Origin of the sequence: Candidatus Frackibacter sp. WG13 (assembly GCF_900114655.1) — a bacterium.
Taxonomy (GTDB): Bacteria; Bacillota; Halanaerobiia; order Halobacteroidales; family Acetohalobiaceae; genus Frackibacter.
In genome coordinates, this window is the sequence record NZ_FOTT01000013.1 from 12,100 (window position 1) to 37,412 (window position 25,313).

Genomic DNA, 25,313 nt, shown 5'->3' on the forward strand with positions numbered 1-25,313 from the left:
ATTATATAATGCTTTTTAACACGACTTAAAAATTATAATTAAAGATGATTTAAACACGATGATTGGGAATAGTAGGCCTTATTTTGGTTCGAGAGAGTTGGTGGTTGGTGTGAACCAATACCAAAAGAGGTTGAATCCGCCTAGGAGTGATTAGTGAATTCAAGCTAAATCGGTAATGACACCGTTATCTGTCATAAGAGTGGGTTGCTATAAAGACCAATTAGGGTGGCACCACGGGAAGATAATTATCTCTCGCCCCTAACAATTTGAATCTAAGTTGTTAGGCGTGAGAGTTTTTTATATTTATACAACATTAATTTAAAATTTATGAGTATTAGAGAAGGGAGTTGAAGGATGATGAAGGAAAAACGAACATTAATGTTGCCTGGTCCAACGCCAATTCCAGAACAAGCTCGTTTGGCTGCAGCAGAGGAGATAATCGGCCATCGAGAACCAGAATGTGATGAATTAATAGAAGAAGTGGTTAATGGCTTAAAGTATGTCTTTCAAACAGAGAATGATGTATTAGTCTTAACCTGTTCTGGAACAGGAGGATTAGAGGCATCACTTGCTAATACTTTATCGGCTGGTGATAAAGTATTGTCGCTTTGTACTGGAGCTTTTGGTGAAAGGTATGCAACAATTGCTGAAAAATATGGATTAGATGTAGAGAGGATTAATTTTGAGTGGGGGACAGCTGTAGATGTAGATAAAGTAAGAGAAAGGTTAGAGGAAGATGAGATTGGTGAAATTAAAGCCATTCTAATGACTCATAATGAAACATCTACAGGAGTGATGAATCATCCACAGGCAATAGGTGAATTAGCTACTAAACATGATACTTTACTTTTAGTAGATGCTGTTAGCTCACTAGGAGGAATGGAGATGAAGACTGATGAATGGGGTATAGATGTAGTTGTAACCTCATCACAGAAGGCCTTAATGACTGCGCCTGGTTTATGTTTAGTTAGCGTGAGTGAGAAGGCTTTAAAAGCAGGTGAGGATTCAGATTTACCTAAGTTTTATTGGGATTTCAAACGGGCAAAAGATCGTTACGACCGTGATTCTCAAACACCATCTACTCCAGCAATTGCTACTTTATATACCCTAAGGGAAGTATTAAAGGAGATTAAAGATGAAGGGATAGAGAATGTCTTTGCACGGCATAGGATAGTAACCAAAGCTATTCGTAAAGCAATGGAGGCTATAGGGTTAGAATTATTAGTTGATGATGAAGTAGCCTCAAAGACAGTAACGGCAGTTAAAGTTCCAGAAGATATTGAGTATAGTACTCTTCGTCAAAAGTTGAAAGACGATTATAATGTTTATATTACTGGTAGCAAAGGAAAGCTTAAAGGTAAAGTCTTTAGAATTGGACATATGGGGAATGTAAGTAGAACTGATATTTTATCTACTATTTCAGCAATCGAAATGGTATTGAAAGAAGAAGGATTTAAATTAGAGTTAGGTATAGGTCTAAAATCAGCACAGAAAGTATTTTATGAGGAGGAGAGTAGTTAATGAAAGTATTAGTTAGTGATAATATTTCGGAAGCAGGAATTGATATTTTAAAGGATAATGAGATAGACGTTACTTTTGACACTGAATTATCTTATGAGGAACTTTTAGAGGAGATTGGTAAGTATGATGGTATCATTTTAAGAAGTATGACTCCTTTAAATGAAGAAGTATTAAGTCAGGCCGATAACTTAAAAGTAATTGCTAGAGCAGGTTCAGGTTATGATAATATTGATGTAGATGCTGCATCTAAGCAAGGAATTGTTGTTTTGAATACACCAGGGCAGAATACTATCTCTGCTGCTGAACAGACTATGGCTTTGATGCTAGGTCTATCTAGAAATGTACCACAAGCCAATGATGCTTTACATAAAGGTGTTTGGGATAGAAATAAGTATATGGGTGTAGAGCTGAATGGTAAGACACTAGGTATTATCGGATTAGGGAGAGTTGGAGGTAATGTTGCGACTAGAGCTAAAGCATTTAATATGGAAGTTATAGCTAATGATCCTTATATTCCGACTGAAAGAGGAAAGAAGTTAGGGGTAGAGTTAGTAAGTTTTAAAGAAATTTTACAGAGATCTGATTATATTACAATTCATACTCCATTGACTGATGAGACTTATCATATTTTAGGTAAGAAAGAGTTTGCTCAGATGCAAGATGGAGTAAGGATATTAAACGTTGCTCGTGGTAAGAATGTTGATACTCATGCTTTAGCTGAAGCGATAAAAGAAGGTAAGGTTGTAGGAGCAGCTCTTGATGTACATGAAGAGGAACCATTAGATGTAGAACATCCGTTATTAGGATTAGAAGATAAAGTAATTGTTTCACCACATCTAGGTGGTACTACTGTAGAGGCTATGGATAATGTAGCGATCGATGCTGCTAAACAGGCAATTAGTGTACTTGAAGGTGGACTGCCACGAACTCCATTAAATGTACCTACTTTACAGCCAGAAGCTATGGAACAGATAAAGCCGCATGTGATGTTAGCTGAAAAGTTAGGTTCTTTCTATGCCCAATGGGGGGAAGGAAGAATTAAAGAATTAAAGATAACGTATAATGGTGATATAGCTAAGCAAGAGGTTAGCCCGGTTACTACTGCTTTATTAAAAGGTTTATTAAATCCAATCTTAGATGTAGCAGTTAACCTAGTAAACGCATCATTAATTGCTGAAGAGCGGGGGATTAATGTTACAGAGAGTAAAAGTTCATCTATAGATAAATATTCTAATCTAATCACTTTAGAAGTAGTTACTGAAGAAGGAACTAATAAGTTGGCTGGTACTGTATTTAACGAATCTGACTTAAGAATAGTTAATATTAATGATTATCATGTTGACGCTGTGCCAGAAGGAAAATTATTAGTTTCAACTCATACTGATAAACCAGGTATTTTAGGTAATTTTGGTACTATATTAGGAGAAGATGGTGTTAATATCGCTAACATGCAACTAGGACGTCATGATATAGGCGGCATGGCAGTAATGGTGATGAGTATAGATAGTGAAATAACTGACCAAACTAAAGAAAAACTCTTAAATATTAATGGAATTTCTGAAGTTAAAGAAGTTAATCTATAATATAATGAACTGTAAGAGGAGGGCTAGGAGATGTTAGACTTACGCTTTGTGCGTGAAAATATAGATTTAATCAAAGAAGTTTTAGATAAAAGGGGTACTGATGCTCCAGTAGATGATTTTAAGAAGTATGATGATAAAAGAAGAGAAGTTCTTTATGAAGTAGAGCAGTTAAAACATAAGCGTAATGAGGCTTCTGATAAGATAGGTAAACTAAAAAGAAATGGGGAAGATGCTTCTGAGCTAATTAATGAAATGAAGGAAGTTTCTAGTAAGATAAAAGAGTTAGATGAAGTAGTAAGAGAGTGTGAAGAAAAGATTAATGATATTCTCTTGCAGATTCCTAATATTCCCCATGAGGATGTTCCAGTAGGTCTAGATGAAGAAGATAATGTATTAGCATGGAAGTGGGGTGAACCGACAGAGTTTGATTTTGAGCCCCAAGCTCATTGGGATATTGGTGAAAATTTAGATATTCTAGACTTTGAAAAAGGAGCTAAGGTTTCTGGTTCGCGTTTCACATTTTTGAAAAACTTAGGGGCAAGGTTAGAGCGGGCCTTAATTAACTTCATGCTAAATATGCACACTACGGAACATAATTATCAGGAAGTCTTTCCTCCTTTTATAGTACATCGCGATAGTATGGTAGGGACAGGACAGTTACCTAAGTTTGAAGAAGATGCATTTAAATTAAAGGATACAGACTATTATTTAATTCCTACTGCCGAGGTTCCGGTTACTAATATGTATCGAGAACAGATTTTAGATTTAGAAGAATTACCAATTTATCATGTGGCCTATAGTGCATGTTTTAGAGCTGAAGCTGGTGCTCATGGTCGTGATACGAGAGGGATAATTAGACAACATCAATTTAATAAAGTAGAGTTAGTCAAATTTGTAAAACCGGAAGACTCTTATGAGGAACATGAAAAGTTAGTCAAAAATGCTGAAATTATATTACAGAAGTTAGGGCTACCTTATAGGGTTATGAATATGTGTACCGGTGATTTAGGATTCACTGCTGCCAAAAAATATGATATTGAAGTCTGGTTTCCAAGTTATAATACTTATCGTGAAATATCTTCTTGTAGTAATTTTGAGGATTTTCAAGCAAGAAGAGCAGGCATTAGATACCGACCAGAGCCTAATGCTAAGGCAGAGTTTGTTCATACACTAAATGGTTCAGGAGTGGCCATAGGTAGAGCAGTAGCAGCTATTTTAGAGAACTATCAACAAGCTGATGGGTCAGTAGTGATTCCGGAAGTATTACGTCCTTATATGGGAGGAGTAGAAAAGATTACTCTGTAAGTTAAAAAGAATTAAAAATGATATTGACAATCCCTAAAGCTTATGTTATACTTTTCTATGTGTTAAATGGATGGAGGGATGACCGAACGGCAAGGGGCTAGACTTGAAATCTAGTGAAGGCGAAAGCTGTCTGGGTTCGAATCCCAGTCCCTCCGCCATCATAATGCGGAGAAGTACCCAAGTCAGGTTGAAGGGGACGGTTTGCTAAATCGTTAGGTCGCTCTAAGCGGCGCGAGGGTTCAAATCCCTCCTTCTCCGCCATTTAAAACTTAATGAAATTAAGAAATCATCCTGTAACAAGGGTGATTTTTACAATAAATGGCACTTGACTTATGATGTATTTATATGTTAGTATATTAGATGTGCCAGTTAGAAAGTTCCTGATTGCTAGGGAAGGTTATAAAGTGTTTGTAAATACTTTTATCTTGACAACTTTTTGATAATGGTATATAATAGTCGAGCAAGTAAATATGTGGAGGGATGACCGAACGGCAAGGGGCTAGACTTGAAATCTAGTGAAGGCGAAAGCTGTCTGGGTTCGAATCCCAGTCCCTCCGCCATCATAATGTGGAGAAGTACCCAAGTCAGGTTGAAGGGGACGGTTTGCTAAATCGTTAGGTCGCTCTAAGCGGCGCGAGGGTTCAAATCCCTCCTTCTCCGCCATTTAATAAGCGCCCGTAGCTCAACTGGATAGAGTAACTGACTACGAATCAGGAGGTTGGAGGTTCGACTCCTCCCGGGCGCGCCATTCTATAACTAGGTGATAAGATGGAAAAAAATGACTATTATTATATGAGATGTGCTTTAGAGGAAGCTCAAAAAGCATATCAAAAAGAAGAAGTGCCTATTGGAGCAGTTATTATTAAGGATGATGAAATAATTGCTCGTAGTCATAATTTAAAAGAAGAATTAAATGATCCAACTGCTCATGCTGAGGTTTTAGCAATCAAGGATGCTGCTCAAAGATTGGGAGGTTGGAGATTAAATAATTGTACGCTTTATGTTACGATTGAGCCATGTCCAATGTGTGCAGGAGCATTAGTACAAGCTAGAGTTGATAGAGTAGTTTACGGTGCTAGTGATTCTAAAGCTGGAGCAGCAGGTTCAGTGGTCAATCTATTTAATTTGGATGAATTGAATCATCAAATTGAAGTTGAAGTTGGTGTACTAGAAGAAGAATGTAGTAATATAATGAAAAGATTTTTTAAAGAATTGCGTAATTAAGATTATTTATATATCGTGGAGAGGTGTCCGAGTCCGGCTTAAGGGGCTCGCCTGGAAAGCGAGTAGACAGTTATCTGTCTCGAGGGTTCAAATCCCTCCCTCTCCGCCATTTTATAAAAATTTGACGTTAGTAAGTTACTTTGTTATAATAAAAATTGTTGAATCAATTAAGAGGCTCATAAGCAATAGGAAGGTATTATTAATACCTTTTTATTATAGATTTGCCGTGCTAAACGGGGTGGTAGCGGTGCCCTGTAACCCGCAATCCGCTATAGCGGGGTTGAAGTCTACTTAAGCGTTCTTCTTTTTAAGGTCAGGCTTGAGTAAGTGGTGTTGAAGGTTGGGTCCTATGCAACGGGAAGGTATGAACTCCGTCAGGCCCGGAAGGGAGCAGCGGTAAGTACTCTCTCTCGTGTGCCGTAGGGGTGCCTGGCTTGAGCTAACTGCTTAAGTAACGCTTAAGAAGAATTGCGTGAGAGTAGATGCACGGCTTCTTTTTATATCTATATTTATTTACATAAGTGAGTTACATAATTAAATTTTAATAATAATTATAAGTATAAGTACAAGTATGACTAATTATGTTAGAGTATTACATAAAATAGATTGAAAATTTACTATAATTAATTATATAAGGTTAGGGGAATAATAAATGGGTTACCTATCATTATATCGTAAATGGAGACCACAGAGTTTTGCTGATATTGCTGGTCAAAAGAATGTAGTAGAGACTTTAAAAAATGCTATTCGTTTAGATAGGATTGCTCATGCTTATTTATTCTGTGGTCCACGGGGGACTGGGAAGACAAGTACTGCTAAAATTCTAGCTAAATCTTTAAATTGTTCAGAAGGGCCTACTATTGACCCTTGTGGAGAGTGTGAAGTCTGCCAGAAGATTCAAAACAATAGTTCTATAGATGTTATTGAAATAGATGCAGCATCTAACCGAGGAATTGATGAAATTAGAGAGTTAAGGGAAAAGGTGAAGTTCTTTCCTACTGAAGGAAATTATAAAGTATACATAATAGATGAAGCGCATATGTTGACTAAAGAAGCATTTAACGCTTTGCTCAAAACTTTAGAAGAGCCACCAGAATATGTTATCTTTATCTTAGCAACTACTGAACCACATGCTTTATTACCGACGATTCTTTCTCGTTGCCAAAGATTCGACTTTAGTAGGTTATCAGTAAATGATATTATAGATCGTTTGAACTTCATCTGTGAACAAGAAGATGTAAAACTTACTTCAGAGGCTGGAGTGGCAATTGCTCGTAGTGCTGAAGGCGGTATGCGAGATGCAATAAGTATTTTGGACCAAGTTATTTCTTACAGTGGTAACCAGGTTGGTTTAGATGATGTCGCTGCTGTCTTGGGATTAGTAGAGGAAGCGGTTCTCTTTGAGATGGTTAATATTATTGTTAAGCAGAAGGTTGATGAAGGAATAAAATTGGTTAATAAAGTCATTAATCAAGGTAAGGATATTCTACAGTTTGTCAGTAGTTTAATTAATCACTTTCGAAATTTATTGATTCAAAAAGAGTGTGAAATAACAGAAGGATTAATTGAGCTTCCCAATGAACAGATAAAAAAGCTCGAAGAACAAGCAGCAGATTTAACAACAGAAGAATTATTACGATTAATTAATATCTTAGTAGAATTAGAAACTGAGCTAAAACGGAGTAATCAGCCAAGAATTTTGTTGGAAATGGGAATTATTAAGTTAACTAAACCAGAAATAGATACTTCATTAGCAGGGGTTTTAGATAGATTAACAACTTTAGAGGAAAAGATTAAAGGTAAAAACTATCTTCCTGCAAAAGATGAAAGACAGATTAGCAATGAAGAAGTTAAAGAGGTTACTGAAAAGATTCAAGATATTGAGCAAATAAATGACCAGTCAGTACCTGATGAAAAATTGGTAAGTAAGAAAGAAGAAAGAGCAGAAGATAAGAATGTACAAACAGATGATGGAGATTCTAGTGCTGAAGTTAATGAAAGTGGTCTTTCTTTTGCAGAGATAAAGGATAAATGGTCTGATATATTAGAGTACATTCGACAAAAAGAAATTAGAACTCATGCTATGTTGACTGAAGGTAGACTATCTGCTATTAATGGGAATAATTTAATTATTGAATTTGATAATAATAGAAGGTTTCATAAGGAAAATGTAGACCGCAAGCGAGAAGTGATCGAAGGTGTCATTCGAAAAAATTTAGGTAAGAAACTAAAGGTTAAAACTGTCTTTGCTGAGAATAATAATTATAAAGTTAAGGAAAATAGTAAGCAAGAAGAAAAAAAAAGAAAGAATGAAGTTAAAGATAGTAAAGAATCCAACTTAGATAAAGTTAAGGATGAGAGGATTATAGAAGATCCTTTGGTTAAAGATGTATTAGAAATATTTGATGGTGAGGTTCTTAAAGTTAAGAAGGATTAATATATTAAGGAGGCAAAAATTATGGATATGGGTAAGATGATGAAGCAAGTTCAAAAGATGCAATCACAAATGTCAAAGGTGCAAGAAGAATTAGCAGAGAAGAAAGTAGAAGCTACTGCTGGTGGGGGAGTAGTTAAGGTAGTTGCCAATGGACAACAAGAGATTGTCGATATTACTATTGAACCAGATGCAGTTGATCCTGAAGATGTAGAGATGCTAGAGGACTTAATCTTAGCTGCAACTAATGAAGCGATGCGTAAAGTACAGGATATGGCTTCCAAAGAGATGGGTAAATTAACTGGAGGTATGAATATTCCTGGATTATTCTAAATAAGGAGACATTTGAATGAAATATTATGCCCAACCGATAGCAAAATTAATTGGGAGATTAACTAAGTTACCTGGAATTGGTCCTAAGACTGCACAGAGATTAGCATTTCATATTTTGAATACTTCACAGGAAGAAGCAGATGAATTAGTAGAGGCTATTAAAGAAGTTAAAGAGAAGATTGATTATTGTACAGAATGTAATAATTTAACAGAGAGTGAACTCTGTAATATCTGCGCTAATCAAGAAAGGGATCGTTCTACTATCTGTATAGTAGAAAGTTCTAAAGATATAGTGGCGATGGAGAAGACTGGTGAATATAAGGGATTATATCATGTTTTGCACGGTTCTATTTCTCCTATGGAAGGTATAGGTCCAGATGATATTGAGATTAAAGGTCTATTATCAAGAGTAAAAGAAGGAGATGTAGATGAAGTGATCTTAGCAACTGACCCAAATGTAGAAGGGGAAGCAACAGCTATGTATATCGCTCGTTTACTAAAACCCTTAGGTATTACTACAAGTAGAATAGCACATGGTCTACCAGTAGGTGGCGATTTAGAGTATGCTGATGAGGTTACTCTTTCGAAGGCCTTAGAAGGTAGGAAGGAAGTATAGGTCAACAGATTTTTGGTTACCCTAATAACTAAAGATTATAAAGGGGGTAATCATAATTTCTGTGATTACAAGTTTTGTGAATCAATTATCAAATCGGTTAAATGTCTATTATCAAGAGTTTAAAGCAGAACTAGTAACTTTAGAAGAGACAGATTATACAATTGATGAAGAGCTAGAGGATGCACGTCAAGAGTGGTTAGAAGCAAGGGAGTATTTTGAAACTGTAAATGATCCTGATTTAATCGATTATGCTATTTATTCATTAGAAGCAGCAGAAGCTAGATATAATTACTTATTAAAAGAAGTGAGACGTTCACAAAGTCACCGTTAAGCGGTGGCTTTTGTTTAAAGTAAAGATATTATTTTGAATTTAAATTGTTTGAGTATTGACACAATTATCATTATTTGGTATACTAAAGGATAAGTCTCTATGGATAAAATTGTTAAATAGGAGTTAGGTAGAATAGACCCTAATTTAGAATAATAGTTAAGGATAAAAGATGAGTTTTCAGTAAAAATATTCAGAAGATTTAAATTTAGGGAATTATAAAGGAATATGTCATTAGGATAGAGAATGTATAGCAATTAGAAGATGAAAACTTATTTCTTATGGTGATAAAATGAGGCTACACAAGAAATTTTTAAGTTTTCATTTTCTAAAATGATAAAAAAGTGGCCTAATAAAGAATGAGGCTAAAATATGAAAGGGGGAATATAGATGACAAGATTATTAAAGGTTCATTGGCATGAGAGTCGAGAACTAAGTTCTAAGATAGCATCTATTTCATTAGGAGGTGAATTATATTAATGACAAAAGAAATGAAAACGCTAGATGGAAATCAAGCTGCTGCATATACATCATATGCATTTACTGAAGTAGCTGGGATTTATCCTATTACACCATCATCTCCGATGGCAGAATATGTTGATTTATGGGCTTCTGAAGGTAAGAAGAATTTATTTGGTATGCCAGTAAATGTTGTAGAAATGCAATCTGAGGCAGGAGCTGCTGGTACAGTGCATGGTTCTTTACAAGGTGGTGCATTGACTACTACTTACACTGCTTCTCAAGGTTTATTATTGAAGGTTCCTAACTTATATAAGATAGCTGGAGAATTATTACCAGGGGTTGTTCATGTGGCTTCTAGATCTATAGCTACACAAGCGTTATCAATCTTTGGTGATCATCAAGATGTAATGGCTGCACGTCAGACTGGCTGTGCTTTATTAGCAAGTGGATCAGTACAAGAAGTTATGGATTTGGGTGGAGTTGCTCACTTATCTGCAATTGAGGGGCGTGTACCTTTTATTCATTATTTTGATGGATTCCGTACTTCTCATGAAATTCAAAAGGTTGAAATGATGGATTATGAGGTATATGATCGTTTGTTAGACAGGGAGGCAGTACAAGAGTTTAGAGATAACGCTTTAAATCCTGAACACCCAGTAACTCGTGGTTCAGCGCAAAATGATGATGTCTATTTCCAAGCTGCAGAGGTTCAAAATAAATATTATGACAAATTACCTGATATTGTTGCAAACTACATGGATGAAATTTCTAAAGAGACTGGTCGTAACTACGCCCCATTCGTATACTATGGTGCAGAAGATGCAACTGATATTATCGTTGCAATGGGCTCAGTAACTGAAGCTATTGAAGAAACAGTTGATTACTTAGTAGAGCAAGGGCGTAAAGTAGGTTTAATGACTGTTCACTTATATCGTCCATTTAGTGCTGAGTATTTCTTTGATCAATTACCAGAGACTGTTGAAAGAATTGCTGTATTAGATAGAACAAAAGAATCTGGTTCTGCTGGAGAACCATTATATTTAGATGTTAAATCAATCTTTTACGGGAAAGAAGATGCTCCATTAATTATCGGTGGTCGTTATGGATTATCTTCTAAGGATACTAATCCTGCGCAAATTATTGCTGTATATGATAATTTAGTAGGCGAAGCTAAAGATAACTTTACAATTGGTATTGAAGATGATGTAACTAATTTATCTTTACCTGTTGAAGAAGAAGTCAATGTATTATCTGATGATGTTACAGAAGCTTTATTCTTTGGTTTAGGTTCAGATGGTACTGTAGGTGCTAATAAGAATACAATTAAGATTATTGGTGATAATACTGATCTATATGCTCAAGGTTACTTTGCATATGATTCTAAGAAGTCAGGTGGAGTAACTCGGTCTAACTTAAGATTTGGTCCAGAACCAATTCGTTCTACTTACTTAGTATCTAACCCAGACTTTGTGTCTTGTTCTACTGATTCATACTTAGGTAAGTATGATATGCTAGGTGGCTTATGTCAGGGAGGAACATTCTTATTAAATACAGTTTCTGATGCTGAAGAGATTGTAGAAAAGATGCCTAATAGTGTTAAGAAGAAGTTAGCTGAGAAAGAAGCTAAGTTCTATATTATTGATGCTGTTGCTTTGGCTCAAGAGATTGGATTGGGACGTCGTACAAATACTATTATGCAATCTGCATTCTTTAAGTTAAATGAGCAAATCATGCCTTATGATAGAGCGCAAGAGTTAATGAAAGAGTATGCTGATAAGTTATATGGACGTAAAGGTAAAGAGATTGTAGAAATGAACTGGAAAGCTATTGAAAAAGGTGGAGAAGGATTAGTAGAGGTTTCAGTTGATCCAGCATGGGCTAACTTAGAAGAAGAAGATACTTCTGTAGAGGAAGATCGTCCAGATTTTGTTAAAAATATTGCTGACCCAATTAATGCAATTGAAGGATATGACTTACCAGTTTCCGCGTTTGAAGGTTATGAAGATGGTACAATGGTAAACGGCACTGCCGCCTACGAAAAGCGTGGTATTGCTAACTTTGTTCCACAATGGCAAGAAGACAACTGTATCCAATGTAATCAGTGTGCTTTTGTATGTTCTCATTCAGCAATTAGACCTTTCTTAATGGATGAAGAAGAGGTTGCTAATGCTCCGGAAGGAACTACTACTATTAAGCCATTTGGTAAAGGGTTAGATGGATTACAATATCGTCTTCAGGTTTCACCTTTAGATTGTACTGGATGTGGAGTTTGTGCGAAGGTATGTCCTGCCAAAGAAAAGGCATTAGATATGGTTCCAATTCAAGAGTCTATTGATGCTGGTGAAGCAGTTAAAACTGATTATATGTATAATGAAGTAACGTATAAAGATGATCTATTATCAGTAACTAAAGTCAAAGGTTCACAATTTGCTCAGCCATTATTTGAATTTTCGGGAGCTTGTGCTGGTTGTGGAGAGACTCCATATGTAAAATTAGTTTCTCAATTATTTGGAGATAGAATGACAATTGCTAATGCAACTGGTTGTTCATCAATTTATGGTGGATCTTATCCAGCAACTCCATTCACAACAAACTCAGAAGGTAGAGGTCCAGCGTGGGCGAATTCACTATTTGAAGATAATGCTGAGTTTGGATTTGGTATGAGGATTGCTTCTGAAACTATTCGTGACCAGATTCAAAACATTATGTCTGAAACTATGAATGATGTTGAAGCAGACTTAAGAGATCTATTTGAAGAATGGATAGAAAATCGTAATAGTGGGGCTATTACTAAACAATTAAAATCTGATTTAGTTTCTCAATTAGAGAGCACTGATTGTGAAAAAGCTAAGGAGATTCTAGATCTTAAAGATTATATTATAAAGCAATCTAACTGGATGATTGGTGGAGACGGTTGGGCTTATGACATCGGTTATGGTGGATTAGACCATGTAATTGCCAGTCAAGAAGATATTAATATCTTAGTAGTAGATACACAAGTCTATTCTAATACAGGAGGGCAATCTTCTAAAGCTTCGCAGACCGGTTCAATAGCTAAATTTACGGCTGCCGGTAAGCAAGGTAAGAAGAAAGACTTAGCTGCTATCGCAATGACTTATGGCCATGTGTATGTAGCTCAAGTTTCTCATGGTGCAAGCCAAAGACAAGTATTAAAGGCCATGTTAGAAGCAGAAGCTCATGAAGGCCCATCAATTGTAATTGCTTACTCTCCATGTATTAACCATGGAGTTAAGGGCGGATTAACTAATGTTCAAAGGCAATCTGAATTAGCTACAAAATGTGGTTATTGGCCAACATTTAGATTTGATCCTTCATTAGCTGAAGAAGGTAAGAATCCATTCCAGATTGACTGTAAAGAGCCTGATTGGGATAAATATCATGACTTCTTGATGAGTGAAAGACGTTATTCTCAATTAAGTAAGATTAATCCAGAAGAGGCTGAAGAATTACTAGAGGCAAATAAAGCAGAAGCTCAGCGTCGTTGGAAGATGTATCAACGTTATGCTGCAATGGATTATTCGCAAGATGATGACTCTACAACAGTTTCTGCTTCAGAAGAAGTAGCGAGTACAAAAGAATAAATTTAGTATTGTTTAAGGCAGTGGATAAAATATCCACTGCTTTTTTTTATTTTTATGGATATTAAATTTAAGATAAACAAATATTATATGTGGAGATTGCTTAATCTTATTGTATTAATATTAAAGCTGATTTCTTATATGGAAGGGGGACTATAGATGGCAAATTTAACAGAAATTCGTTGGCATGGTCGTGGAGGACAGGGTTCTAAGACTGCATCTATTTTGCTAGGTAAAGTAGCATCTAAAACTGGTAAGAATATTCAAGCATTTCCGGAGTATGGTCCAGAAAGAATGGGGGCGCCAGTACTAGCATTTAATAGAATTAGTGATGAAAAGCTGACAGTTCATTGTCAGGTTTATTCTCCTGATATAGTAATGGTTTTAGACCCTACTCTATTAGAATCAGTTGATGTAGATGAAGGTGTGCCTGCTGATGGAACTATTATTATTAATACTACTTTACAACCGAGCGAAATTAAGGAAAAGTTAGGGTTTGATGGCAAGGTGTTTACCGTTGATGCAAATGGTATTTCTACTGAAGAGATTGGAGCACCATTCCCAAATACACCAATGTTAGGTGCTTTAATTAAAGCTACCGGCCTATTAGAATTTGAAGGATTTAAGACAGAGATCAAAAAAGAGTTTGAAAAGAAGTTTGCTAGTAAGCCTGAAGTTATCGATGGTAACATGAAATCAATTGAGAGGGCTTACCAGGAGGTGAAAAGTGAGTAATGTCTAAAAAAGATAAACAAAAGCCAGGTTGGAAGAGTATTCCTGAAGGTGGGTTGATTTTAGAAGCTGGTAATGCTATTAAGTATAAAACAGGTGGCTGGAGAACCCATCGGCCTGAATTAGATATGGATAAATGTATTAACTGTCATTTTTGTTGGATCTATTGTCCAGATTCAGCTGTTGTGTCAGAAAAGAAAGAAGTTACAGGTTTTGATCATGATTATTGTAAGGGGTGTGGAATCTGTGCCCATGAATGTCCTGTTGATGCTATAACTATGGTGAAAGAAGAGCCATCAACCGAGAAATAAATGGAAGGGGGAAGATAAAAATGTCAAATCAAGTTGCTTTAACTGGAAACGAAGCTATGGCACAGGCTATGAAGCAGATTAATCCAGATGTTGTAGCTGCTTATCCAATTACTCCACAGACAGAAGTTGTTCAGATGTTTTCACAATTTGTTGCTGATGGAGCTGTAGATACTGAATTTGTTACTGTTGAGAGTGAGCATAGTGCAATGAGTGCTACAGTTGGAGCTGCCGCTGGTGGAGCTCGAGCTATGACTGCTACTGCTGCTAATGGCTTAGCTTTAATGTGGGAAATTGTTTATATTGCTGCTTCAACACGTTTACCTATTGTTATGCCAGTAGTTAATCGAGCATTAAGTGGACCGATTAATATTCATTGTGATCATAGTGATGCTATGGGAGCTAGAGATTCAGGGTGGATTCAATTATATGCTGAAAATGCTCAGGAAGCTTATGATAATGCTATTCAAGCAGTTAGAATTGGTGAGCATGAGGATGTTAGATTACCTGTTATGGTGAATATGGATGGATTTATCATCAGTCATGCTGTAGAGAATTTAGAATTATTAGCTGATGAAGATGTGAAGGAGTTCATTGGTGAATATACTGCGGAACATACATTATTAGACACTGAAAATCCAATTGCTGTAGGGCCTCTTGATTTACAGGATTACTATTTTGAACATAAGGTACAGCAAGCTGAAGCTATGGAGAATGCCCAAAAGGTTGTAGTTGAAGTTGCTAAGGAGTATAAAAATTTAACCGGGCGTGGTTTTGAGTATTTTGAAGAATATAAATTAGAAGATGCTGAAATTGCTATTTTAGCTTTAGCATCTACAGCAGGAACTGCTAAGGCTGCTGTTGATAAGTTAAGAGAAGAAGGGGTTAAAGCAGGGTTACTTAAATTAAGAATGTTTAGACCATTCCCTGCTAAAGAGGTTGCTAAAGCCCTCAGTGGTTTAAAGGCAGTAGCGGTCATGGATAGAGCTGATACATTTTCAACTATCGGTGGTCCAGTATTTGCAGATGTAAGGAGTGCTCTTTATGATGTTAAATCAGATGTAGAGGTAGTTAACTATATTTATGGTTTAGGTGGTCGTGATACTACAGTAGAGGACCTTGAGTTTGTATATAATGACTTACAAGGAATTGTTAATTCAGGCGAGGTTAATAAACGAGTTAAATATCTTGGTGTAAGAGAATAGGGGGTGTAATAAATGTCTAAAGTAAATTTAAAAGAGTTATCACTTCAGGATGAAAGATTAACTGGTGGTCATAGATTATGTTCAGGTTGTGGAGCGTCAATTATTGTTCGGCAGATTTTACATGCAACTGACGATCCAGTGGTAGTTGGTTGTGCAACAGGTTGCTTAGAGGTATCAACTACTATCTATCCTTATACAGCATGGAAAGATTCTTTTATTCACAATGCCTTTGAAAATGCAGCGGCAACTATTAGTGGAACTGAAGCTGCTTATCGATCTTTAAAGAGGCAAGGTAAGATTGATGAAGATAAAGAGGTTAAGTTTATAGCTTTTGGTGGTGATGGTGGTACGTATGATATTGGTTTCCAATCACTTTCTGGAGCTATGGAACGAGGTCATAATATGGTTTATGTCTGTTATGATAATGGTGCTTACATGAATACAGGTATTCAGCGTTCTAGTGCTACACCAAGAAATGCGAGTACAACAACTAGTCCAGCGGGAGAAGTAATTCCAGGTAAAACACAATTTAGAAAAGAGTTGACTGATATAATAGCTGCCCATAATATTCCTTATGTAGCACAAGCTTCACCTCATAATTTCAAAGATTTAATTAGAAAAGCTAGAAAGGCTTTTGAAGTAGATGGTCCAGCTTTCTTAAATGTATTATCTCAATGTCCAAGAGGTTGGAGATATCCTGAGGACCAAGCAATGGATATTATGAGAGCAGGTACAGATAGTTGTTTTTGGCCATTATTTGAGGTTGAAGATGGAGAGTGGAAGCTAAATCATATTCCTAAAGAGAAAGCACCAGTTACCGATTGGTTAGAGCCACAAGGTAGATTCAAGCATCTATTTAAAGAAGGAAATGAAGACCTAATTGAAGAGATTCAAGAACAAATTGATAAGAGATGGGAAGAACTTCTCCATAAATGTGGTGAAAAGTAAGGTGCTAAAAACAAAAGGGTTAGCCTAAATAAAATGGCTAACCCTTTCTTATTAAGAATCTATTTAAAATTTATTCTTATTCAACGATTGCTTCTGTAGGACAGCTGTCTGCACAAACACCACAATCTACACAGTCATCATTAATTGAGAAGATATCATCGCCTTCTTCAATTGCTTCAACTGGGCACTCATCAAGACAAACACCACAAGCTACACATTCATCTGTAATTTCAAAAGCCATTTTTGTTACCTCCTTTAACTAGTTTAATTAAAATGTGAGTTTGATTATTTGATATCACAAAAGATATATTTAGATATTTTTATAAAAAAACCTTCTTTTTTTATAAAATAGGAATGATTATCAGAGAGTAGTTGATATTTAAAAATGATTATAGCCTTGCTTTTTGACTTTAACTTTACCGTCCTCTTTAATCAAATTAATTCCCTTATCTAAAGTAGTAATTTCACCAATGATAGAAATTTGAGTATCTAACTCTGTTTCTATTTTTTCTTTAACTTTCTGGCTTTGGGAAGCAGGAGTAGTAAATAATAATTCATAATCTTCACCACCAAATAAGGCATAGTCTAGGGTAGATTTATTCAAATTTTGAGCTAATTCTTTGGTTGAGTGGGAGATAGGGATCATTTCTTCGTATATTAAGGCTCCTACCTTACTAGCAGAAGTGATTTCATGTAATTCACTGGCTAATCCATCGCTAATATCATTCATAGAGGTAATATTAAACTGTTTTTTAACTAATTGCATCTCACTTAAGCGGGGTTGAGGTTCAAGGTGTTTGTTAATGAGGTAAGGGTATTCTTCTTTCAATTTTTGATAGTTAGCGGATAACAGAATTTCTAAGCCAGCCTTAGAAGCACCTAAATTTCCAGTTACCAAGATAGAATCACCAACTTGCGCATTAGAGCGAGAAATATATTCACCTTTAGGAACTTCACCTAAAAGATTGATATTAATTATTAAATCATTAGGGCTAGAAGTAGTATCTCCACCAATAACACTAATTTTATACTCTTGAGCAAGGTTATTTATTCCATTATATATATCTTCAATATATTTTACTGTAGTACTTTTAGGGAGTCCTAGAGAAATAGTTAAATATGTAGGCCTACCTCCCATAGCAACAATATCACTAATATTAACGGCTAAAGATTTATATCCTAATTGGAAAGGAGAGACCTTATCTTTTAAAAAATGAGTTCCTTCGATTAACATATCTGTAGTAATGATTGTCTGTTGGTCATTTTGATTATTAATTACTGCTCCATCATCGCCAATGCCTAATTCTATCTTTGAAGAATTAGATTTAACTAGATTAGATAGACGATTAATTAATTTAAATTCATCTATTTCTGAGACTTGCATTTTTATCTTCCTCCTGATTATATAAGAAGTTTATAATGTTTAAAACTAACTTAATTATAATAGAATAAAGTAAGATTGACAAATTACAAACTGATTAAGTGAAAAATATGTCATGATCAAAAAGAGGTAAAAGATGGAGGGTTGTTGTAATTTATAATAGATGTAGTAATTATTATTAATGTGATGCATCTCATGGAATTTATGTTAAAATAAGTTATAATACTGTTAAGGATTAAGGTTGAGACTGAGGCTGAGGTTAAGGTTGAAATTAAGATAACATAAAATTTTTCAGAATATTATTTAAAAACTTACTTCACGGGATATGAAACATTATAGAAGTATATAAGGATTAATTATTTCTTATATATTAGGTGTATTTATTATTAATAATAAGGGGGAAAGATGATGGAGATTACTAAAGAGAAGTTGGAGGCGGCTTTTAAAGAAGAAGATTATATTTGTGGCGAGGAGATAATTATTCCTACTTATTTGGCTTTGAATTTAGAGAAGCCATTATTAATTACTGGAGAACCAGGTGTAGGTAAGACTGAGATCGCTAAGGTGTTGAGTAAAGTATTTGATACGGAATTAATTAGATTACAATGTTATGAAGGATTAGATGAAAACAAGGCTTTATATGAGTGGAATTATCAGAAACAGTTGATAAGTATTCAGATTAATAAGGATAATAAATCTGAGGATATGATTGAAGAGAATATCTTCTCTGAGGATTACCTATTACAGAGACCATTATTGAAAGCAATTAAACGTGGAAAAAGACCTGTTTTACTAATCGATGAGATTGATAAGACAGATGAAGAGTTTGAGGCTTTCTTATTCGAATTACTTTCTGATTTTCAGGTTTCGATACCAGAGTTAGGTACGGTTAAAGCTAATAAAAGACCGATAGTAGTGCTGACTAGCAATGCTAATCGTGAATTATCGGATGGATTAAAGAGGCGTTGTGTATTCTTATATATTGACTTACCATCGGTAGAGAAAGAAGTAGAAATAATTCGGACTAAGGTGCCTAATATTGGTGAAGAATTATCAAAACAGATTGCAGCGGCTATTAGTTATTTAAGAACTAATTTAGAACTTAAGAAACTGCCTTCTATTTCCGAGACCTTAGATTGGGCACGCGCCTTAGCTGGATTAGATGCTGACCGTTTGAGTCCGGAGTTAATTCATAGAACTAGAACTCTCTTTTTAAAGACTAAAGATGATTTAGATAATTTTGAAGAGTTAGGTGCTAAAAAATTAAGTCAAGAAGCACTAAAGAGTGATTAAGAGAAAAGAGAGGTGAGCTTAAATGTGTAATCTAGAAGATGATGGCTATGTACAGGTAGATGAAGAATTTGAAGAAGCTCAAAAATTACTTACTAGCTCACTTGATGAGGGTCTACCAGATTATGTAGAGAATAATATCGTTAAATTTATTCAGATACTTCGTAATTTAGGAATTAGAATTAGTTTAGCTGAGTCTATTGAGGCTTTGGAAGCATTAAAATTAGTCGATATTATTAAGAAAGAAGAAGTAAGAACAACTTTATGTTCTTTATTGGTCAAGGATAGTTATGAGAAAAAGATCTTTGATAAAGCTTTTGATTCGTTCTTTGTCTCTTTAGAGGATAAGGTATATCAACAAAGAATAAGAAAAGAGAAGATGATGCAACAAGAAGAGGCTAAAAAAGAGGCAGAAGAATTAAAGTTTAAAAAAGAAAGTGTTGTTGATGAGGATAAAGATGAGGAAGTTCCATTAAGTTTTACTGAAGACCAAAAAGAAATCTATTCAAAACTCGATCCCGAGATAAAAGAGAAGATTAAAAAGTTTATAGAAGAAAGCTTTCCTGGACATCTTAGTCATTCTTCTCATGCTCAGCCAATGCTAGAACGGATGGTTAGTGGTACTTTAAATTATTGGAAGAATCAATTGAGGAATCAAGATGAGGGAGATGAACAGAAACAGAAGATTGAAGCTAAGATGACTGGTGATTTAGATATGGATGTAGTAATTGAAAATGTAATATCTAGTTTACAACAAGAGGAAGAATCATTAATAACTCAGGATATGAAAAGAATTTCAGATGAAGAATTACCAAAGGTAACGATGATTATTAAGAAACTATCACATAGATTAGCTACTAAGATTTCAAGAAGGTTTCAGCAGAGTAAAAAGACGGGCAAATTAGATTTAAGGAGAACAATTAGAAAGAATATTAAGTACGGAGGGGCAATGCTTGAGTTAGAATATAAGACTAAGAAGATTAAGAAACCAGAATTTCTATTAATCTGTGATGTTTCTGATTCGATGGCTAGGTATGCTACTTTTGTATTACAATTTATGTATGGTATTGCTAGTGCAGTTAGAAATATGGAAAGTTTTATATTCTCTGAGGATTTAGAAAGAGTTACCGAATTTTTTACAAGTAATCTTTCTTTTGAAGAGACAATGGCTAAGATAATTAGCCAAAGTAAGCAGTGGGGTAAGACTACAAACTTTAATCAAACACTCAAGACTTTTCATTCTCAATATGTTGATTTATTAAGCCCAGAAACAGTGGTCTTTATTATGAGTGATACTAAAACTATAGAATTAGATGAAGCAGTAATGAATTTAAGAAGAATTAAAAGGCAAGTAAAAGAAATTGTATGGTTAAATACTCTACCTAAATCAGAATGGCCAGAATTAAATTCGGTACAAGAGTTTAAAGGTATAGCGAATATGCTAGAATGTTACACAATTAAACATCTAAAGAATTCTTTGAAAATTCAGACTTTGACTTAGTAACTGCTTTTCCTTGACACTCCTAAATAATTTTGATAAACTAATTAAAAATTTAATCAGTAATCTACAATTGTATAATAAAAAACAAGCAGTAATTAATTGCAGAAAGAACTATTGGTTCGTATATCTTCGAGGATAAGGCTCGAAAGTTTCTACCGAATGGCCGTAAACCATTTGACTACGAATTTTAATTAGGGATTATCTTTAACTCTAATTATAAATCCGTTAGTGAGCCTAAGTATGGTTTTTGATATAACTATGCTTAGGTTTTTTAATATTATGAATTAAATTAGGAGGGTGTGCAAGTGAAAGATAAGTTTGCAAAAGAAGGACTTACTTTTGATGATGTCTTATTGATGCCGGCTAAATCTAATGTATTACCTAAGGATGTAGATGTTTCTACTCGATTGACAACTAATATTAATCTAAATATTCCGATATTGAGTGCAGGAATGGATACAGTTACAGAAGCAGAATTAGCAATTGCTATGGCTAGAGAAGGTGGAATTGGAATCGTTCACAAAAATATGTCTACGAAGCAACAGGCAGAAGAAGTGGACAAGGTTAAACGTTCAGAGAGCGGGGTAATAGTTGATCCATTTTATTTAACGCCAGAAAATTTTGCCTATGAAGCAGAACATTTAATGTCCAAGTATAGAATATCAGGGGTTCCTATAATTAGTAATGAAAAAGAGATGAAGTTGGTAGGGATTATCACTAATCGTGATTTAAGATTTGAAAAAGATTTTAATCAAAAACTTAAACATATTATGACTAAGGATAACTTAGTCACTGGACCAGTAGGGACTACTTTAGAAGAGGCAAAGGAAATTCTACAGAGTCACAAAATAGAGAAGTTACCTTTGGTTAGTGAAGATAATGTCTTAAAAGGTTTAATAACGATTAAAGATATAGAAAAAGCTGAAAAGTATCCCAATGCTGCTAAAGACAGTCAAGGGCGTCTTTTAGTTGGTGCTGCTGTAGGTACATCGAGAGATACATGGAGTCGAATTGAAGCTTTAGTAGAGGCGGGTGTCGATATCTTAGTTATTGATACTGCTCATGGTCACTCTATGGGAGTGATTGATCTAGTAAGAGAGGTTAAGAATAAATATCCAGATTTAGATTTAATAGCAGGGAATGTAGCGACAGCAGAGGCGACTAAGGATTTAATAGATGCTGGAGTTAATGCTGTTAAAGTTGGGATAGGTCCAGGTTCGATATGTACAACCCGTGTAGTAGCAGGTATTGGGGTACCACAGGTTACTGCTGTTTATGATTGTGCAGAAGAGGCGAAGAAGCATGATGTTCCGGTAATTGCTGATGGAGGCATTAAGTATTCAGGTGATATTGTTAAAGCATTAGCAGCAGGAGCAAGCACAGTGATGTTAGGTAGCCTATTAGCGGGTACTAAAGAGAGTCCAGGTGAAAGAGAAATCTATAAAGGTAGAAGTTATAAAGTTTATCGAGGCATGGGCTCACTTGGAGCAATGAAAGAAGGGAGTAAAGACCGTTACTTCCAAGAAGAAGAGAAGAAATTAGTGCCGGAAGGCATTGAAGGACGAGTACCTTATAAGGGACCTTTAGCAGAAACTATTTATCAATTAGTTGGTGGATTAAGAGCCGGCATGGGTTATTGTGGTACACCTGATATAAATTCTTTACGAACTGATGCTGAATTTATTAGAATTACTGGTGCAGGACTTAAAGAAAGTCATCCTCATGATGTAACTATTACTAAGGAAGCACCTAATTATAACTTAGATTAATTATTAGACCAAAAGACTCTTCTATTTTAGAAGAGTCTTTTTTAAAATATTATCTTTAATTCACGGTAAGTACTTAAGGTGCATAAGATAAAAGTGTATACTATCAATATAGGGAGGGAAAGATAATGGCGAGTACCGATTTTTGTTTTATCTGTACAAAAAAACAAGTGAATGGAATTAAGATTAATGATAGAATAATCTGTTCGAACTGTGAAGATAGATTAGTAAAGACTCTACCGATTGACCCTCAATATGATGACTATTTACATAGAATAAAGACACTTTTATTTGACGAAATTAATTATAATTAATGATGGTTTTTATGTAGTTCGTCTTTAATTGTCTTAACTTTTTTAGGAGAGATATCTAATGAGACAGCTAACTCTGTATCAGACATTCCTAATGCCCACAAAGTTAGGAATCTATGTCTATCTATGCCGTGTTTGTTTTCAAATTCTTCTCTACTTCGATACATAGAATCGCCTCCTTACATAATATAACCTTACCAAAAGTGACAAATTTTATACAAGCTTAAATTCTATAAAGGAGAATAAGTTTTTTTCAAGAATAATAAAAGTAAGCCGAATAAGAAGGTGATGAGATAGAAGATGAAGGGATTATTTATTACATTAGAAGGGCCAGAAGGGGCTGGCAAATCTACACAGATTGATTTGTTGGCATCCTATTTACTTAAGAAAGGTTACCAAGTGGTTAAGACTAGGGAACCAGGTGGAACTAAAGTAGGAGATAGGATTAGAGAGGTGCTATTAGATGACAAATTACATAACTTGCAACCTAAGACTGAACTTATGTTATATTCTGCTAGTAGGGTACAACATGTAATAGAAGTTATTAAACCGGCTTTAGGTGAAGGTAAAGTAGTTCTTTGTGATCGATTTAGCGATGCAACTTTAGCTTATCAAGGCTATGGTCGTCAATTAAATATGGAGTTGATAAAACGATTAAATTTAATGTCTACAACTGGTTTACAACCGGATATAACTTTTATATTAGATATAAAACCAGAAGTCGGACTGCAAAGAGCTAGAGATTTAGCTCAAGACAATTCTGAAAAAGGAGTAGGAGATCGAATAGAGAAGGAGAAAATCTCTTTCCATCAAAGAGTTAGGAATGGTTATTTGGATTTAGCTAAACAGGAAGACCGTTTTGAAGTAATAGATGCTCATCAGGATGTAGAGACAATCTTTAAGAGATTAGTGAATCGAATAGAAAAGAGGTTAATAAGTGATGAAGATTCAAAATAAATTAAAGCAAGATTTGAATCAAATTCTATCTAAATCTAATATAAAGTCTTCAGACTCTGTTAAGAGTAAAAAGAGTGACTTTTTAGATACATTACAAGAGGTACATGGTAGAGAGATAAAGGCTAAATTAGATGAACTCTTAGGATTAATCGATGAGCAAGGAGAGAGATTAAGTAAGAAACGTACTTTTAAAGAACTAGTTCGATATAAGAAGATGGTACAGAAATTTGTTAAAGAAGCAGTAGAAAAAATGTATAAAGTAAAAGAAGAGTATAGTAGTTATGGGTCTGGTAATCATAAAGTGTATACTTTGGTTGAAAAGGTGGATGAATCGCTAGAGGAATTAACTAGATTAGTTTTAGATAAACAAGCTACACAGATGGAAATCTTAGACCGTCTAGATGAAGTAAGAGGAATGTTAGTTGATATTTATAGTTAAGTTAACTTTATAATTAGACTTCAAGCATAATTAATACGGATTAAATTATTTTAGATTGGGAGAGGGTAGTACTTATGGGCTTTACAGATGTTGTAGGGCAGGAACTTCCGATTAAATTACTACAAAATGCTATAGATAATGAACGAATTAGCCATGCTTATTTATTTACTGGTAAAGAGGGAGTAGGCAAAGAGTTTGTTGCTTTTCAATTTGCTAAAGCAATTAATTGTAAAGAGTTAGAGTTAGATGCTTGTGATGAATGCATTTCCTGTCGCAAGTTTAATAATGGAAACCATCCAGATATTATTAAAATTTCACCTGATGGCAGTTCGATAAAGATAGATCAGATACGTAATTTGCAACAACAGATTTCATATAAGCCTTATGAAAGTGAATGGAAGATATATATTATTGAAGAGGCTGAAAAGATGAATTTACAGGCAGCGAATAGTTTGTTAAGAACTTTAGAAGAGCCACCATCTTATGCAATTATTATTCTATTGGCACCTAAAGAAGAGTTATTATTGCCGACAATTACCTCTCGTTGTCAAATTGTCAAATTTCGTTCTTTGACAGTAGACGAGATTACTGATAAACTAATTAGTGAGTTTAAATTAAAAACTCAAGAAGCTAGAAAAAGAGCAGTATTAGCTGATGGTAGTTTGGACAAGGCTATAACTTTATCTAAGGATGAATCATTCTTATTAAGGAGAAGTCAAATTCTGGATAAGATTAAAGATCTATTAAACTTAGATTTAGTGGAAGTGTTTGAGTTGGTAAAGGAGATTTTAGATTATAAAGATGAGATAAATAATATATTAAAAGATATAGAGATGTTCTATCGTGACTTAATTTTATATAAAGGTAGTAAAAATACAGATTTAATAGTTAATTTTGATTATGAGGAAGATATAATTGAATTAAGCAAAGAGTATACGTTCACTGAACTACAATCAGTCATTGAGTATGTAGAGGAAATTAGTAATTTGATCAAGAATACTAATGTTAAATTACAACTTGCTTTAGAGGTGATGCTACTGAAGATAAAAGAAAAAAGGGTGTGATAATTG

General features: G+C 34.7%; 23 protein-coding genes, 6 tRNA genes, 1 other RNA gene, 1 riboswitch and 1 other annotated feature. Of the genes, 27 read left to right on the forward strand and 3 right to left on the reverse strand.

Features of this window, described 5'->3' with window-relative positions:
- Positions 1–49 precede the first annotated feature (49 nt).
- Positions 50–263 (forward strand) — a binding site (T-box leader).
- Positions 264–354: 91 nt separating this feature from the next.
- From BM077_RS07925 to BM077_RS08020, 20 genes are all read left to right on the forward strand, one after another.
- Positions 355–1,521, forward strand: a complete 1,167-nt coding sequence (locus BM077_RS07925; protein WP_255364344.1) for a pyridoxal-phosphate-dependent aminotransferase family protein — start codon at positions 355–357, stop codon at positions 1,519–1,521.
- Positions 1,521–3,104 carry a phosphoglycerate dehydrogenase gene (gene serA, locus BM077_RS07930; protein WP_089749293.1) on the forward strand — a complete coding sequence of 528 codons (1,584 nt, stop codon included), beginning with the start codon at positions 1,521–1,523 and terminating at the stop codon, positions 3,102–3,104. Before BM077_RS07925 ends, serA begins: the two co-directional genes overlap by 1 nt.
- A gap of 30 nt (positions 3,105–3,134) precedes the next feature.
- Positions 3,135–4,409 carry a serine--tRNA ligase gene (gene serS, locus BM077_RS07935; protein WP_089749295.1) on the forward strand — a complete coding sequence of 425 codons (1,275 nt, stop codon included), beginning with the start codon at positions 3,135–3,137 and terminating at the stop codon, positions 4,407–4,409.
- A gap of 72 nt (positions 4,410–4,481) precedes the next feature.
- Positions 4,482–4,567 (forward strand) — tRNA-Ser (locus tag BM077_RS07940).
- Between the two features lie 9 nt (positions 4,568–4,576).
- Positions 4,577–4,670 (forward strand) — tRNA-Ser (locus BM077_RS07945).
- Positions 4,671–4,883: 213 nt separating this feature from the next.
- Positions 4,884–4,969 (forward strand) — tRNA-Ser (locus BM077_RS07950).
- Positions 4,970–4,978: 9 nt separating this feature from the next.
- A tRNA-Ser gene (locus BM077_RS07955) sits at positions 4,979–5,072 on the forward strand.
- Positions 5,073–5,080: 8 nt separating this feature from the next.
- Positions 5,081–5,157: transfer RNA gene (locus tag BM077_RS07960), tRNA-Arg, on the forward strand.
- A 20-nt stretch (positions 5,158–5,177) separates the two neighbouring features.
- Positions 5,178–5,633: a tRNA adenosine(34) deaminase TadA gene (gene tadA / locus BM077_RS07965; RefSeq protein WP_089749297.1), complete on the forward strand. Its 456-nt coding sequence runs from the start codon at positions 5,178–5,180 to the stop codon at positions 5,631–5,633.
- Positions 5,634–5,650: 17 nt separating this feature from the next.
- Positions 5,651–5,742, forward strand: a tRNA-Ser gene (locus tag BM077_RS07970).
- A 115-nt stretch (positions 5,743–5,857) separates the two neighbouring features.
- Positions 5,858–6,123: signal recognition particle sRNA large type (gene ffs / locus BM077_RS07975), an RNA gene on the forward strand.
- Between the two features lie 162 nt (positions 6,124–6,285).
- A complete protein-coding gene (dnaX, locus tag BM077_RS07980) occupies positions 6,286–8,070 on the forward strand; it encodes a DNA polymerase III subunit gamma/tau (RefSeq protein WP_089749299.1) in 1,785 nt (594 codons plus the stop codon).
- A gap of 21 nt (positions 8,071–8,091) precedes the next feature.
- On the forward strand, positions 8,092–8,400 hold the full coding sequence (locus tag BM077_RS07985) for a YbaB/EbfC family nucleoid-associated protein (protein ID WP_176941672.1): 309 nt from the start codon (positions 8,092–8,094) through the stop codon (positions 8,398–8,400).
- A gap of 16 nt (positions 8,401–8,416) precedes the next feature.
- Entirely contained in the window at positions 8,417–9,016 is a 600-nt protein-coding gene (gene recR, locus BM077_RS07990) for a recombination mediator RecR (protein WP_089749303.1), read from the forward strand.
- Between the two features lie 61 nt (positions 9,017–9,077).
- Positions 9,078–9,347, forward strand: coding sequence for a YaaL family protein (locus BM077_RS07995; protein ID WP_255361599.1), 270 nt, complete (start codon positions 9,078–9,080; stop codon positions 9,345–9,347).
- Positions 9,348–9,823: 476 nt separating this feature from the next.
- Positions 9,824–13,408, forward strand: coding sequence for a pyruvate:ferredoxin (flavodoxin) oxidoreductase (gene nifJ / locus BM077_RS08000; protein ID WP_089749304.1), 3,585 nt, complete (start codon positions 9,824–9,826; stop codon positions 13,406–13,408).
- Positions 13,409–13,564: 156 nt separating this feature from the next.
- Positions 13,565–14,140: a 2-oxoacid:acceptor oxidoreductase family protein gene (locus tag BM077_RS08005; RefSeq protein ID WP_089749306.1), complete on the forward strand. Its 576-nt coding sequence runs from the start codon at positions 13,565–13,567 to the stop codon at positions 14,138–14,140.
- Complete coding sequence (gene porD / locus BM077_RS08010) at positions 14,140–14,448, forward strand: pyruvate synthase subunit PorD (protein WP_089749308.1); 309 nt, start codon at positions 14,140–14,142, stop codon at positions 14,446–14,448. Before BM077_RS08005 ends, porD begins: the two co-directional genes overlap by 1 nt.
- A gap of 20 nt (positions 14,449–14,468) precedes the next feature.
- Positions 14,469–15,650 carry a transketolase C-terminal domain-containing protein gene (locus BM077_RS08015; RefSeq protein WP_089749310.1) on the forward strand — a complete coding sequence of 394 codons (1,182 nt, stop codon included), beginning with the start codon at positions 14,469–14,471 and terminating at the stop codon, positions 15,648–15,650.
- Between the two features lie 12 nt (positions 15,651–15,662).
- Entirely contained in the window at positions 15,663–16,598 is a 936-nt protein-coding gene (locus BM077_RS08020; protein ID WP_089749312.1) for a thiamine pyrophosphate-dependent enzyme, read from the forward strand.
- 76 nt (positions 16,599–16,674) lie between these two features.
- On the opposite strand, the gene BM077_RS08025 is transcribed toward BM077_RS08020, so the two are convergent.
- Both BM077_RS08025 and thiL read right to left on the reverse strand, forming a co-directional pair.
- Entirely contained in the window at positions 16,675–16,839 is a 165-nt protein-coding gene (locus BM077_RS08025; protein ID WP_089749314.1) for a DUF362 domain-containing protein, read from the reverse strand.
- A 138-nt stretch (positions 16,840–16,977) separates the two neighbouring features.
- Positions 16,978–17,982 carry a thiamine-phosphate kinase gene (gene thiL, locus BM077_RS08030; protein ID WP_089749316.1) on the reverse strand — a complete coding sequence of 335 codons (1,005 nt, stop codon included), beginning with the start codon at positions 17,980–17,982 and terminating at the stop codon, positions 16,978–16,980.
- Between the two features lie 405 nt (positions 17,983–18,387).
- On the opposite strand from thiL, the gene BM077_RS08035 reads away from it, so the two are divergent.
- The 4 genes from BM077_RS08035 (at position 18,388) to BM077_RS08050 (ending at position 22,850) form a co-directional block, all read left to right on the forward strand.
- On the forward strand, positions 18,388–19,272 hold the full coding sequence (locus BM077_RS08035; RefSeq protein WP_090003488.1) for an AAA family ATPase: 885 nt from the start codon (positions 18,388–18,390) through the stop codon (positions 19,270–19,272).
- Positions 19,273–19,294: 22 nt separating this feature from the next.
- Positions 19,295–20,770 (forward strand): VWA domain-containing protein, encoded by a 1,476-nt coding sequence (locus BM077_RS08040; protein WP_089749321.1) that lies wholly within the window; start codon positions 19,295–19,297, stop codon positions 20,768–20,770.
- Between the two features lie 99 nt (positions 20,771–20,869).
- Positions 20,870–20,971: riboswitch (purine riboswitch) on the forward strand.
- A 155-nt stretch (positions 20,972–21,126) separates the two neighbouring features.
- Positions 21,127–22,539, forward strand: coding sequence for an IMP dehydrogenase (gene guaB / locus BM077_RS08045; RefSeq protein ID WP_445082265.1), 1,413 nt, complete (start codon positions 21,127–21,129; stop codon positions 22,537–22,539).
- A gap of 125 nt (positions 22,540–22,664) precedes the next feature.
- Positions 22,665–22,850 (forward strand): sigma factor G inhibitor Gin, encoded by a 186-nt coding sequence (locus BM077_RS08050; RefSeq protein WP_089749326.1) that lies wholly within the window; start codon positions 22,665–22,667, stop codon positions 22,848–22,850.
- On the opposite strand, the gene BM077_RS13725 is transcribed toward BM077_RS08050, so the two are convergent.
- A complete protein-coding gene (locus tag BM077_RS13725) occupies positions 22,847–23,014 on the reverse strand; it encodes a hypothetical protein (RefSeq protein ID WP_176941673.1) in 168 nt (55 codons plus the stop codon). The two genes, BM077_RS08050 and BM077_RS13725, sit on opposite strands and share 4 nt — an antisense overlap.
- 133 nt (positions 23,015–23,147) lie before the next feature.
- On the opposite strand from BM077_RS13725, the gene tmk reads away from it, so the two are divergent.
- The 3 genes from tmk to holB all read left to right on the forward strand — a co-directional run bounded on the left by tmk (position 23,148) and on the right by holB (position 25,307).
- A complete protein-coding gene (gene tmk / locus BM077_RS08055) occupies positions 23,148–23,804 on the forward strand; it encodes a dTMP kinase (RefSeq protein WP_089749328.1) in 657 nt (218 codons plus the stop codon).
- Positions 23,788–24,243: a YaaR family protein gene (locus tag BM077_RS08060; RefSeq protein ID WP_089749330.1), complete on the forward strand. Its 456-nt coding sequence runs from the start codon at positions 23,788–23,790 to the stop codon at positions 24,241–24,243. Before tmk ends, BM077_RS08060 begins: the two co-directional genes overlap by 17 nt.
- A 74-nt stretch (positions 24,244–24,317) precedes the next feature.
- Positions 24,318–25,307, forward strand: coding sequence for a DNA polymerase III subunit delta' (holB, locus tag BM077_RS08065; protein WP_089749331.1), 990 nt, complete (start codon positions 24,318–24,320; stop codon positions 25,305–25,307).
- The last annotated feature ends 6 nt before the right edge of the window (positions 25,308–25,313 follow it).